This is a genomic window from Roseomonas sp. AR75, from assembly GCF_005222815.1.
GTDB lineage: Bacteria > Pseudomonadota > Alphaproteobacteria > Acetobacterales > Acetobacteraceae > Falsiroseomonas.
The window spans coordinates 933,530-945,657 of the sequence record NZ_STGB01000004.1 but is presented as its reverse complement, the minus strand read 5'-3'; the positions used below and the strand labels follow the sequence as shown (position 1 = coordinate 945,657).

Here is a 12,128-nt window from a genome sequence, read left to right as displayed (position 1 = left end):
GGAGCCGGCCGTCCTACCCCCCATCTGGCCGGTATCCCTACTTGGGCGGCGCCCCTCCGGGCTCCGCCCATTTTTTTCATCGCCACCCGCGCAGCGCCACGGCAAAGGCCGCGATGCTCAGGGCCAGCCCCACGCCGAACACCGCCGCATGGCTGTCCCCGGTCGCGGCGAACAGCGCCGCGAGGCCGAAGGCGAAACCAACCTGCGCCACCGCATAGGCGGCCGTCGCACGGACCCAGAGCACGCCGGCCTGCGCGCCCGCGACCTCCCGTGCCGCGAGCAGCGTCACCGCCGTTGCGCCCACGCCGGCGAAGCCGCTGAGCGGGCCGGCCAGCGCCAGCACCGGCCAGGCCGGCACGAGCGCGGCGCCGAGCGCAACCACCTGCACCGCCATCCAGGCCAGCAGGGCGCGCTGCCCGCCCAGCCGCGCCGCCAGTCGCCCGCCCAGCAGCGTGCCGAGCAGCGCCCCGATCCCGAAACCGATCCACACCGCCGCGCCTGCCTCGATCGGCATCCCACGGCCGCGCACGGCCAGGTCGGAGAGATAGACCATCGGCGCGACCATCCCCGCGCCGGACAGCGCATAGGCCAGCAGCAGCCCCCCCGCCCGCGGCACGGTGGAACGCGTCTCCTCCGCCGGCAGCGCGGGCGGGTCGGGCCAATGCCGCCGCGCCGCCCACCAGACAAGTGCGGCGGCAAGCGCCAGCCCCGCCCAGGCCGCCTCCACGCCGCCGCGCAGCAGCAGCGGCATGGCGAGCCCCCCGGACACCACGCCAAGCCCGACGCCGGTCATCACGATCCCGCTCGCCACGCCGCGCCGCTCGGGCGGCACGCTCGCCTGCGCCGAGGGGCCGGCGAGCGCCATCAGCACGCCGCCCGCCGTGCCGGCCAGCGCCCGCCAGGCGAACAGCCAGAACAGCCCGCCCTGCCAGGCGCAGGCCGCGAAGGCCGCGACGGCCAGGGCCATGCCGGCGTCGAGCGCGCGCGGCACGCCGATGCGCGCCGCCAGCCGTCGCCCGGCCAGCACGCCGAGGAGGTAGCCGGCGAAGTTGCCGGCCCCAAGCAGCCCGGCCTCCCCGCCATCCACCCAGCCAGCGGCGACCATGGCCGGGAACAGCGGCACGTAGGCGAAACGCGCCAGCCCCACCCCGGCAAGGATTGCGCCCGCCGCCGCCCAGGCCACCTTCATGACGCCGGGCATGCGGTTGAATCGGCAGCCTCGCTTCTCCATGCTGCGGCGCCCCGTTTCCCGGCGGACCGACCGCCCCTGCCCCGTCGAGGACCCATGTCCCACCCGATCGGCCGCCGCTCCCTGGCGGCGCTGGCCCTGGTCCCCATCGCCGGTTGCGGCGGCTCGCCGCCCGCCCGCGCCCAGCGCGGCGCCGCGCTGCCGGATTTCGCGGACCTGGCCGAGCGCGTGCTGCCCGCCGTCGTCAACATCGCCGTCACCTCCGAACAGCGGGCGGAGGTGCCGCCGGAACTCCGCGGAACGCCCTTCGAACGCTATTTCCGCGACCGCCGCGGCGGAAGGCAACAGAGCCAGGGCGCGGGATCGGGCTTCATCCTGGACCCGGCGGGCCTGCTCGTCACCGCCAACCACGTCATCGGCAATGCCTCCCGCGTCGTGGTGTCGCTGCAGGACGGGCAGGAATACATCGCGCGCGTGGTGGGCTCCGACGAACTGACCGATCTCGCCCTGTTGCGGGTGGATGCGCGGGCGCCGCTGCCATCCGTGGGCTGGGGCAGTTCCGGGGCGATGCGGGTGGGGCAATGGGTGCTGGCGGCCGGCAATCCCTTCGGCCTCGGCGGCACCGTGACCTCCGGCATCCTCTCCGCCCGCGGGCGCGACATCGGCGCCGGTCCCTATGACGACTTCCTGCAGACCGATGCGCCGATCAATCCCGGCAATTCCGGCGGCCCCCTGTTCAACCTGGCCGGCGAGGTGATCGGCATCAACACCGCGATCTACTCACCCTCCGGCGCAAGTGCCGGCATCGGCTTCGCCGTGCCGTCCGACCTGGCCCGCCCGATCGTCGAGCAGCTTCGCAGCGGCGGGCGGGTGGAGCGCGGCTGGCTCGGGGTCGCCGTGCAGGACATCGCCGGCGAGGAACCCGGCCGCCGCCGTCCCACGGGGCGGGGGGTGCTGATCACCGGCATCGAGCGCGGCAGCCCCGCGGCCCGCGCCGGGCTGCGCCAGGGCGATCAGGTGGTCGCCATCAATGGCGAGCGCATCGAGACGTCCCGCGCACTGGTCCGCAACGTCGCGGCCCTGCCGCCCGGCCAGACCGTGCAGCTCTCGATCCTGCGCGACGGCCGCCCGACCGAGGTCCCGGTGCAGATCGGCCGCCGGCCCGCGGCGTCCTGAGCGCGGGACTAGGAATCACCGCGCCCCCGGCACTAGGTTGCCCATACAGCGATCGGAACGACCGAGTATGCGAATCCTGCTGGTGGAAGACGACGCGGAGGTCGCGCGCTTCGTGCGGAAAGGCCTGATGGAGGCCGGGCACACGGTGGAGCACGCGCCGAACGGGCGCGACGGCCTGTTCATGGCCGCCTCCGAGCAGTTCGACGTGCTGGTGCTGGACCGCATGCTGCCCGGCGGCGTGGACGGCGTGCGCCTGGTGGAGACGCTGCGCGGCCAGGGCAACCGCACGCCGGTGCTGTTTCTCAGCGCCCTGAACGCGGTGGATGAACGGGTGAAGGGGCTCAAGGCGGGGGGTGACGACTACCTGACGAAACCCTTCGCCTTTGCCGAGCTGCTGGCGCGCGTCGAGGCGCTCGGCCGCCGCCCGGCGGCGGAGGTGCCGACCACGCGGCTGAAGGTCGCCGACCTGGAGCTGGATCTGCTCTCCCGCACCGTCACGCGCGGCGGGAAGAAGATCGACGTGCAACCGCGCGAATTCCGCCTGCTGGAGCACCTGATGCGCCATGCCGGCCAGGTGGTGACCCGCACCATGCTGCTGGAGAAGGTCTGGGACTACCATTTCGACCCGCAGACCAACGTGATCGACGTGCATGTCTCGCGGCTGCGCCACAAGCTGGACAAGGGCTTCGACAGGCCGCTGATCCACACCGTGCGCAATGCGGGATACATGATCCGCGCGGACTGACCACCCGGCGCTTCCTCGTTGCGCCGGCCGGTGCCAGTTCGATAGCCTGCCCGGTGCAGGAGGATGGCGCATGGCGAGGACCTTCTTCTCGGAGGAGGAGTGCCTGGATGGCCTGCGCGAGGCGCTCGGCGCGGAGGCGCCGGGCCCCCGCGGCCGGGCCGCGGAGGAAGTGGCGCACGCCCTGCTCGACGACATGGCGCAGGCGCCGCCGACCGGCGCGGCGCATGCGCAGGAAGTCCGGATCGGCCGCTGGGCCATACGCGACGACGAGCTCGATCTGCTGACGATCATCAAGGACGGCGTGCTGGCCTATCTCGCCGGCAAGTCCGCCGGCGGGCCGTGGGTCGGCCTTGCCATCTCGGTGGCGCGGCAGCTTCTGGTCCTCTGGCGCAAGGGCGTGCCGCTGACCGCGGACCAGGCCGTGCTGCTGGCCGAACTTCGCCGCGTGAAGGGGCCGCGGGACGAGGCCGGGCTAGCCGCCGCGCTGGAACAGCCGCAGCCGGTCGTGGTCGCGCGGCTGGAGGCGCTGACCGCCGCGCCGGCCCGCGCCGGCCCCATCAAGCTCGTGGAGCGGCTGCCGGACGGGCGCTGGATCGCGCATGCCTGAAGCGCCGGATGGCGCGTTTTCGCACAGCGCCGCGCTGTTCGAGCGCGCCTCCGGCGTGATCTACGTGAATGAGGACCGCAGGAAGTGGGAGGCCTGCGTGCAGGGATGGACCCAGGGCACCTCGCCACCGGGCGGCCAGGCCTTCTTCGGCCGGCTGGCGCATGAGATCCATCACTACCTGCAGTTCTTCGCTTGCGGCCACTACACCGCTCTGTGCGCCGAGCAGTTCGATGCGGTCCGCCGCGCCGTTCCCTTCCCTCTCGACCAGGCGCGCCTCGACGCCTTCCTCGGCACCCCGCAACCGGTCCCCGCGCCGTTCGCGGAGATCGACGCGCATCTGCGGCGGCCCGGCGCGGGCGATCTCACGGTCGAGCAGATCCTGGAAGGCTGCGCGCGGCTGTTCCAGGCCCGCCGCGAGCGGCCGGGCCTGCTGCATGGCGCCTGGCTGCTGGAGCTGACGCACGCGCCAGAGCCCGAGCTCTACGGCCGCTTCTACGGGCAGGTGAGCGCGCAGCTCGGCGCCCGCGCGCTGCAGGAGACGCTGTTCCTCGGCAGCACCGCGCTGGAATATGCCGATCCCGTTCCGGCTGCTCTCCTGCTGCTGGCGCTTCGGACGGAAGGAAAGGGCGCGTGCGGCGCCGCCGACCTGCATGTGGCCCATGCCGCCTTGACCAGGGAGCTGCTCGGCCACGGCTTCGGCCGGCTCGGCTCCGCCCGTGACCTGGCGGATGCCGGCCGCACGCGCCATCCGCTGCTGGAGGAGCGCTGGATCTTCCACGCGGCGCCGGACTGGCAGCGCGCCGTCCGCGATGCGGTCTGGGACAATCGCCCCGGCATCGTGGAAGAGGTTCTGCTGCACGCCGAATTTCTGCTGAACGACGTGATGTGGCTTGCGCCGGGCAGGGACGCGGAGCAGCGCGCGGCGTCCGAGGTGCGCTACATCATCGCGCGGCTGTCGCGGCATCTCGGCAAGGGGAAGGAGACGCGGCATGTTCAGCCAGCAGAGCCTCGTCCTTGAGGCAGACGGGTTTTCCGACGCGACCGCCGATCGCCTGGCCGCGCTGCTCAGCGGCCTTGCGGAGCACCCTCGGAAGGCGCGGGAGCTGCGCTCCGGGGTGGTGATCTCGTTCGAGAAGCACGGCGTCGGCAACCCGGCCCTGGACGTGCGCGCGCGCACCTTCCTCGCCCGCGTGCGGGCGGGCTTTGCCGGACTCGGCTACTTCCTGCATGGCGACCCGCCCAGCTACCACCTGCGCGATGTCACCGGCGCCCTGATCCTGGCGGCGGCGCCGGCCGGGCAACAGGTGACCACCCATGACTTCCTGCGGATGCACCAGACGCTCCATTCAGACGCCGTCGCCTTCGCCGGCACCTTCGGCGACGACGCGAAGCCGCTGGAGGAGGTCTTCGTCGTCAATCTCCCGCCGGAGACCATGCCGCCGGAGGTGCGGCTCAGGGCGATGCGCGCGCTGCGGCCCGCGCTGCTGATGTCGAAGGAATCGCCGGTGCTGCGCCGGGCCTGCCTGCGGGAAGCGGAGGCACTGTGGCGTCGCAGGGTCGCTGACTTCGCCTCGGCGGATGCCTTCGTCGCCGCCTTCGAGGTCGCGTCGCGCGCCGAGGGCTGACCGCGGGGGCCTTGCCCAGCCCCTGCCGGCCCCGGCAAGAAGCAGGGCCGCAACCGAGGGATCGGTCCCATCTCTCCCCCGCCCGCCATCGCCTCGACCGCCTTCGAACCGCCGCTGCTGGGGCTGCTGCGCAGCGCATCCGGGCGCTTCGCACTGTTCTTCACCGCCGTCTTCGCGGCCGCCGCCACGGCGGCCGCCGTGGTGCTGTGGTGGAACACGGCCGGCGCACTCGACCGGCAGGTGGATGCCGCGATCCGCGCCGACGCCACGGCGCTGATGGAGCGGCTGGAGGCGGGCGGCATGCCGGCCGTCGTCGCTGCCATCGAGGACCGGATGGCGGTGGATGTGCAGAACGAGACGCTGTACCTGCTGCTCGGCCCGGAAGACCGACGGCTGGCCGGCAACCTCAGCACCTGGCCACCCGAGGCGAATGGCGAGTTCTCCTGGATCCGCATCCCCCTCCAGCGCGACGGCGCCGTGAGCGAAGCGCGGCTTTTCCGCGTCGACGTCGGCGGCGGCACGCGCATGCTGGTCGGGCGCGACGTGGCGGAGAAGCTGCGCCTGCGCGGCCTGCTGTCGGAAGGCATCGCCTGGGCGGCCTCGGCCTCCGCGGGCTTCGCGGTGCTCGGCGCTTGGCTGCTCCGACGGTCGCTGGAGCGCCGCCTCAGCCCGATCTACCGCACGGCGCGGGCCATCAGCAGCGGCGACCTGACGCCCCGCGTGCCGCTCTCCGAGCGCGACGACGAGTTCGACAAGCTCGGCGCGACGATGAACGCGATGCTGGACCGTATCGCGCAACTCATGGAAGGCGTTCGCGGCGTCTCCGACGCGATCGCGCACGATCTGCGCACGCCCATCGCCCGGGCGCGGGCCAAGCTCGAGGAATCGCTGCACGCCGCGCATGACGAGGACTCGCTTCGGGCCGCAGTGGAGCAGGGCATCGCCGATCTCGACGCCATCGCGCGCGTGTTCCAGGCCGTGCTGCGTATCGCAGAGGTCGAGGCCGGCGCCCGCCGCGCCGCCTTCGCCGAGACCGACCTGGCGCCGGTTCTGGCAGACATCGCCGAACTCTACGGTGCCTCGGCCGAAGCGCGGGAGCAGCATCTGGCGGTGGACCTGCCCGACGCCCTGCCGCTCGTCGGCGATCGCGACCTGCTGGCCCAGGCCGTGGTCAACCTGCTGGACAATGCGCTGAAATTCACGCCCGAGGGCGGCACCGTGACACTCTCCGCCCGCCTGGGCGATGATTTCGCCGAGATCGAGGTGGCCGATGACGGACCTGGGATGCCGGAAGCGGACCGGCTCCGTGCCGGCGAGCGCTTCTTCCGCGCGGATGCCGCGCGGACCACGCCGGGCTCCGGCCTCGGCCTGTCGCTGGTGCGCGCGGTCGCGGCACTGCACCGCGGCGAGGTCCTTCTGCGCGACACCCATCCGGGCGCGGCGGCGCCGGGCCTGACGGTCGCGCTGCGCCTTCCGACCGCTTGATGCCCGGCAGACGGAGGGACGACCTGCGGCCCGCGCCGGCCGGCCGCGCCCCCGGACGCGGATGACCCCGCTTTCACCATCTCGCCACGGACACGATCGGATCGTCGCGCCACACTCGGCCCCATGCTGTGGGCCGGGCCTTTGCTTGTCATCTTCGCCACCTCTGCGGGCTGGGCCGATGAAGTGCCGGTGCGCGTCACCACCGACAGTTCGGCGTATTGTGCCGAGCTCGCGACGCGCTTCGCCGCGCAGCCGGGCCCACGCGCCGAGGAAACGGCGATCATGGCGGAGGACGGGCGGCGCCTCTGCGACACCGGTCATGTGCGCAGCGGCATCGCCAAGCTGCGGCGCGCATTGCGCGCTGTGCAGGCCGGCGGTTAGGCCAGCACGCGCTCGACCGGCATGCCGCGGCAGTCCATCTCGTAGTCCAGTCCCTGCACCGGCGGGCGACAATCATGCCAGGTCAGGCCGTGTCGCGCCGCGCCGCGTGCGACGATCTCCTCGGCCAGGCCGCGATGGATCTCGTGCACGGTATAGGCCTGCAGCAGCAGGATGCCCCACTCCTTCAGTACCGCCGCATAGGCGCCGTTGAAGCTGCGGAAACCGTCCTCGGTGAAGAGCGCGGGAGAGCGCAGTTCACAGGCGCAGAAGGCCGTGCGCCGGCGACCCGCCGCTTCGAGCACGGCTGCGATCCGGCGCCAGCCTTCCGCCATCGGCAGCGGGAGCTTCGCGCGTGCCGGCCATCATCCCTTCTCCACCCGTGTCGCGCCAGTCAAGCGGAAGGCAGCGCGAGGGGCCATGCGTTCCGCCCCTCTTGCGCGCAAGCCGCGCCTCGCCTGGAGTTGCGGCATGAGCGAACCGGACTGGCGCCCCGCCGCCCTTGCGCAGATCCGCCGGGTGGAGGCGATGCCCCTGCCGCGCAACATCGGCGCGCTGCTGGACGAGGCGGCGGACGATACGCCGGAGGCAACCGCGCTGCACTTCATCGCCGATGGCACCACGCTGACCTACGCTGTTCTGCGCGATCAGATGGATCGGATGGCCGCCGCGCTGCGGGCGCTCGGCGTCGGGCATGGCAGCGTCGTCGCGGTGATGCTGCCCAATGTGCGGGAGATGCCGGTCACATGGCTGGCCCTGGCCCGGCTGGGCGCCGTGATGGCGCCGGTGAATGTCCGCTACACCGCACATGAGCTGCGCTACCTGCTGGAGGACAGCGGCGCACGCCACCTCGTGCTGCATGAGGACTACCTACCCGTGCTGGACGGCGTCTCGCCCCGCCCTGTGCTGGACCGGGTGGTCGTCGCCGGCACGCCGCGCGCGGGCGAGGTGGCGTGGCAGTCCCTGCTGGACGCCGCGCCGTCGCCGGCGAAGCCCGCGCGGGAGCCGGTGCTCGATGACCTGATGAACATCCAGTACACCTCCGGCACCACGGGGCTGCCGAAGGGCTGCCTGCTGACCCAGCGCTACTGGCTGACCTGCGCGCAGGCCTATGCGCATTGCGACGGGCTGGTGCTGAAACGCATCCTGTCGCCCAATCCCTTCTTCTACATGACGCCGCAATGGCTGATGCTGATGGCCTTCCACCGTCGCGGCACGCTGTTCGTCGCGCCGCATCTCAGCCTGACGCATTTCGTCGACTGGCTGCGCGACCATCGCATCGAGTTCTGCTTCTTCCCGATGGACATCGTCGCGCGCACGCCGGCCGATCCGCGCGAGCGCGAGAACGGCGTGATCCGCGCCAACCTCTCGATCCACCGCAAGGAACTGCATGCGGAACTGGAGCAGCGCTTCGGCTTCCCCGCGCGCAGCAGCTTCGGCATGACGGAGATCGGCCTCGGCCTGTTCACGCCGATCGGCGCGGCGGAGATGGTGGGCAGCGGCTCCTGCGGCATGGCGGCGCCCTTCCGGGAAGCGCGCATCGCCGACCTTCACGGCAACACCCTGCCGCCCGATACCCCGGGCGAACTGCTGTTCCGCGGGCCGGGGATGCTGCTGGGCTACCACAACAAGCCCGAGTCGACGCGCGACGCCTTCCATGGCGAGTGGTTCCGCAGCGGCGACCTGGCGACGATGGATGCACGCGGCTTCGTCACCATCGTCGGCCGCATCAAGGAGATGGTACGGCGGTCGAACGAGAACATCTCGGCGACGGAGGTGGAGAACGCGTTGCTGTCGCTGCCCGGCATCGCGGAGGCCGCGGTGGTGCCGGTGCCGGACGAGACCCGCGGCGAGGAGGTGAAGGCCTTCGTTGTGCTGGATGCGGGCACGACGCCGGCGATGCTGCCGCCGGAGCGCATCCTGGCGCATTGCGCGGAGCGGCTGGCCGCCTTCAAGGTGCCGCGCTTCCTGCGCTATCGCGACACGCCCCTGCCGCGCTCGACCAGCGGCAAGCCGCAGAAGCCGGCGCTGATCGCCGAATCCAGCGACCCGCGCGCGGGGTGTTGGGACCGGGTGGCGGGGCGGTGGCTAGACTAGCCGCGCCACGGCTTCCCCGAGATCCGTCACCAGATCGCACCCGACAAAGCCGGCCGCGCGGAAGGCGGCGAGCTTGGCGGGCGCCGAGACATCCGCGCCACCCGCGATGGCACCGGCGTGGCCCATGCGCTTCTCCGCCGGCGCGTGCTGGCCGGTGATGTAGGCGACCACCGGCTTCCCCATGCGCCGTGCCTGCTCCAGGCCCGCATACTCCATGCGGCCGCCGGGCTCGCCGATCAGCACCACCGCGTCCGTCCCCGCATCGGCCTCGAACAACGCCAGCACCTCGGCATAGCCGACGCCGACCACGGGATCGCCGCCGAGGCACGCGACGGTGCTGACGCCGAGCCCCTGCGCGGCGAGGCTATCGATTGCCTCATAGGTCAGGGTGCCACTCTTGGAGACGATGCCGATCCGGCCGGGCTGCACGGCGGTGTCGGCGATATCGGCCAGGTTTGCTCGGCCGGGGCTGATGACGCCGGCCGAGTTCGGCCCGAACAGCAGCCCGCCCTTCGCGCGCGCAAACGCCCGCATGCGGACCGCGTCATGCACCGGCACGCCCTCGGTGTAGAGCACTGCCAGCCGGATGCGCGCCGCGAACGCCTCGAACATCGCGTCCAGCGCGAGTTCCGCGCGCACCGCGCTGAGCGCGCAATCGGCGCCGGTCGCCTCCACCGCCTCCGCCACCGTGTCGAACACCGGCACGCCTGCCACGGTCTGCCCGCCGCGTCCGGGCGCCACGCCCCCGACCAGCGGCGTGCCGTGGCGGACCATGCGCTCGGCATAGCTGCGGCCGGTGCCGCCGGTGATGCCCTGAATCAGGATGCGCGATTCATGCCCGACGAGGATCGCCATCAGGCGTCACCCCTGGCGAGTGCAATGGCCCGGAGGCAGGCCATGTCGAAATCCTCGGTCACGAACAGGCCCAAAGGATGCAGGATACGCCGTGCACCTTCGGCATTGACGCCGCGCAGGCGCACCACCGCGGGCGGCGCATCCCGCACCGCACGCAGCGCGATGGCGATGCCCTCCGCCACCGTCTCCAGGTTGCGGAACTGGAAATAGGCGTTGAACAGCAAGACCCTCGGCCGCAGCGTCAGCATAAGGCCGACGATTTCGGCCAGATGCGCGGGCCCGCGCGCCATGGCGCCATGCAGTTCGACCAGCGCGCGGATGCTGCCGCCGCGCGCGATCACCTGGTCCAGCGTCGCCATCGTCATGCCGGCGCCGTTCATCATCGCGGCGATGTCACCCTGGAACTCGATGCCGATGACGCCAAGGGCGCGCGCTGCTTCCTCGAAGGCCGTGCCGTCTGGGATCGACTTGCGGCCGGGGTGGCGGAACGCGGCGTCCTCGTCCAGCAGCACCTTGGCATCCGCCGCGATCACGACGCCATCCGCCGTGATGACCAGCGGGTTGATCTCGATGAGCTCCGCATCCTCGGCGATCAGGGCGTTGTAGGCGCGACGCAGGATGTCGGCGATGGCGGCATCGGCGGTGCCGCCACCGCCCAGCACGCGCGCGACGGCCGCGATCGTGTGGCCCTGAAGGCCGATCAGCGGATCGACCGGGAAGCGGCGGATGCGCTCGTGCGGGATCGCCTCGATCTCCACGCCGCCCTCCTCGCAGGCGAGGATCACCACCTGGCCGAGATCGCGGTCGAGCTGCAGCGCGAGGTACAGCTCTCGCGCGACCGCCAGCCTCTGCTCGACATAGACGGCGCGAACGCGCTCGCCGCCGATGGCGAGCGCGCCGATCGCGGCCGCTGCCTGCCGTGCCCCGGCCGCGTCCTCGGCCGGGCGGATGCCGCCCGCCTTGCCGCGACCGCCCTGGAACACCTGCGCCTTCACCATGAAGGGGCCTGCCGCCGGCAGCGCGGGGAACAGCGCGCCAGGCGGGATGGCGATGCCGTGGCGCGCCAGCAGCGCCTTGCCCTCGTGCTCCAGAAGCCGGATCATCGGTAGTCGGGATCGAATTCGTCGTATTGCAGGTCGATCCACTCGCCGGTGAAGTCGGGCTGCTGCTTCTGCGCGAAGGCGCGCGGGCCGATGCGGGCGTCACGGTGGAACATCAGCTCCACGTTGCAGCCGATCTGGAATTCGATGCCCTTTACCGGATCGCAGCCGAGCCCCTGGTTGCGCGCGTGCTTCACCGCGCCATAGGCCTGTGTCGGCCCCCTCGCCAAGCGCTCCGCCAGCGCATATGTGGTGCCGCGCAACGACTCCGGCTCCACCACCTTGGTGACGAGGTGCAGCGCCAGGCACTCCTCGGCGCTCAGCATGTCGCCGAGCAGCAGCATCTCTGTCGCCTTGCCGAAGCCGACATAGCGCGGCAGCAGATAGGACCCGCCGCCGCCAAGCCCGCGCTGCACATAGACCGCGCCAAGCTTCGTTCCCCTCGCGACGATACGGAAGTCGCAGGCCAGCGCCAGGTCGAAGCCGGCGCCGACGGCGTAGCCCTGCACCATCGCGATCACCGGCTTGCGCAGCGCCATGATCTGCGTGAGCAGCCGCGGATAGCCCATCACCAGCCGCGTATGCAGGTCGGGCGGGCCATAGGCGAAGCGGTCCTCCGGCGCCAGGTCGTCGCCGGCGCAGAAGGCGCGCCCTTCACCCGCGATCACCACGCAGCGGATGGCGCGGTTGCGGCGCGCGCGTTCCAGCAGGTCGGCGAAGGCGATGATCATGTCCGGCAGCAGCGCGTTCAGCTTCTGCGGGCGACGGATGGTGATGGTCGCGATCGCGTCTGCCTCCTCGTAGCCGAAGCGCTCGTCGATGGCGGGCAGCAGCCCTTCCGTCTTCATCGGTCCGTCCTGGATGGCCATGA

Annotated in this window: 13 protein-coding genes; 8 read left to right on the top strand and 5 right to left on the bottom strand. The window is 72.0% G+C overall.

Going from position 1 to position 12,128, the window contains the following annotated elements:
- Window positions 1-76 precede the first annotated feature (76 nt).
- Entirely contained in the window at window positions 77-1,231 is a 1,155-nt protein-coding gene (locus tag E4T13_RS18550) for a YbfB/YjiJ family MFS transporter (protein ID WP_137179758.1), read from the bottom strand.
- Window positions 1,232-1,285: 54 nt separating this feature from the next.
- Here E4T13_RS18550 and E4T13_RS18545 point away from each other — a divergent pair, with 54 nt between their 5' ends.
- The 7 genes from E4T13_RS18545 to E4T13_RS18515 all read left to right on the top strand — a co-directional run bounded on the left by E4T13_RS18545 (window position 1,286) and on the right by E4T13_RS18515 (window position 7,208).
- On the top strand, window positions 1,286-2,365 hold the full coding sequence (locus E4T13_RS18545) for a trypsin-like peptidase domain-containing protein (RefSeq protein ID WP_137179757.1): 1,080 nt from the start codon (window positions 1,286-1,288) through the stop codon (window positions 2,363-2,365).
- A gap of 67 nt (window positions 2,366-2,432) precedes the next feature.
- On the top strand, window positions 2,433-3,110 hold the full coding sequence (locus E4T13_RS18540; RefSeq protein WP_137179756.1) for a response regulator transcription factor: 678 nt from the start codon (window positions 2,433-2,435) through the stop codon (window positions 3,108-3,110).
- Window positions 3,111-3,180: 70 nt separating this feature from the next.
- Entirely contained in the window at window positions 3,181-3,717 is a 537-nt protein-coding gene (locus E4T13_RS18535) for a hypothetical protein (protein WP_137179755.1), read from the top strand.
- Window positions 3,710-4,735 (top strand): hypothetical protein, encoded by a 1,026-nt coding sequence (locus E4T13_RS18530; RefSeq protein WP_137179754.1) that lies wholly within the window; start codon window positions 3,710-3,712, stop codon window positions 4,733-4,735. The genes E4T13_RS18535 and E4T13_RS18530 overlap by 8 nt, the downstream gene beginning before the upstream one ends.
- On the top strand, window positions 4,707-5,342 hold the full coding sequence (locus tag E4T13_RS18525) for a hypothetical protein (RefSeq protein WP_137179753.1): 636 nt from the start codon (window positions 4,707-4,709) through the stop codon (window positions 5,340-5,342). Before E4T13_RS18530 ends, E4T13_RS18525 begins: the two co-directional genes overlap by 29 nt.
- 201 nt (window positions 5,343-5,543) lie before the next feature.
- On the top strand, window positions 5,544-6,827 hold the full coding sequence (locus E4T13_RS18520) for a HAMP domain-containing sensor histidine kinase (RefSeq protein ID WP_240791188.1): 1,284 nt from the start codon (window positions 5,544-5,546) through the stop codon (window positions 6,825-6,827).
- A 189-nt stretch (window positions 6,828-7,016) separates the two neighbouring features.
- Window positions 7,017-7,208 carry a hypothetical protein gene (locus E4T13_RS18515; RefSeq protein WP_137179752.1) on the top strand — a complete coding sequence of 64 codons (192 nt, stop codon included), beginning with the start codon at window positions 7,017-7,019 and terminating at the stop codon, window positions 7,206-7,208.
- On the opposite strand, the gene E4T13_RS18510 is transcribed toward E4T13_RS18515, so the two are convergent.
- On the bottom strand, window positions 7,205-7,510 hold the full coding sequence (locus E4T13_RS18510; protein ID WP_206030217.1) for a hypothetical protein: 306 nt from the start codon (window positions 7,508-7,510) through the stop codon (window positions 7,205-7,207). The two genes, E4T13_RS18515 and E4T13_RS18510, sit on opposite strands and share 4 nt — an antisense overlap.
- Window positions 7,511-7,676: 166 nt before the next feature.
- On the opposite strand from E4T13_RS18510, the gene E4T13_RS18505 reads away from it, so the two are divergent.
- Window positions 7,677-9,302, top strand: a complete 1,626-nt coding sequence (locus E4T13_RS18505; RefSeq protein ID WP_170985069.1) for a class I adenylate-forming enzyme family protein — start codon at window positions 7,677-7,679, stop codon at window positions 9,300-9,302.
- Here the strand turns inward: E4T13_RS18505 and E4T13_RS18500 are convergent.
- Genes E4T13_RS18500 through E4T13_RS18490 form a run of 3 tightly spaced genes read right to left on the bottom strand, consistent with a single transcriptional unit; the run spans window position 9,294 to window position 12,126 of the window.
- The gene (locus tag E4T13_RS18500) at window positions 9,294-10,157 is read right to left on the bottom strand and encodes a succinate--CoA ligase subunit alpha (RefSeq protein WP_137179749.1); all 864 of its coding nucleotides are present in this window, start codon (window positions 10,155-10,157) and stop codon (window positions 9,294-9,296) included. The two genes, E4T13_RS18505 and E4T13_RS18500, sit on opposite strands and share 9 nt — an antisense overlap.
- Window positions 10,157-11,260 (bottom strand): ATP-grasp domain-containing protein, encoded by a 1,104-nt coding sequence (locus E4T13_RS18495; RefSeq protein ID WP_137179748.1) that lies wholly within the window; start codon window positions 11,258-11,260, stop codon window positions 10,157-10,159. The genes E4T13_RS18500 and E4T13_RS18495 overlap by 1 nt, the downstream gene beginning before the upstream one ends.
- Window positions 11,257-12,126: an enoyl-CoA hydratase/isomerase family protein gene (locus E4T13_RS18490; protein ID WP_137179747.1), complete on the bottom strand. Its 870-nt coding sequence runs from the start codon at window positions 12,124-12,126 to the stop codon at window positions 11,257-11,259. Before E4T13_RS18490 ends, E4T13_RS18495 begins: the two co-directional genes overlap by 4 nt.
- Between the last annotated feature and the right edge of the window lie 2 nt (window positions 12,127-12,128).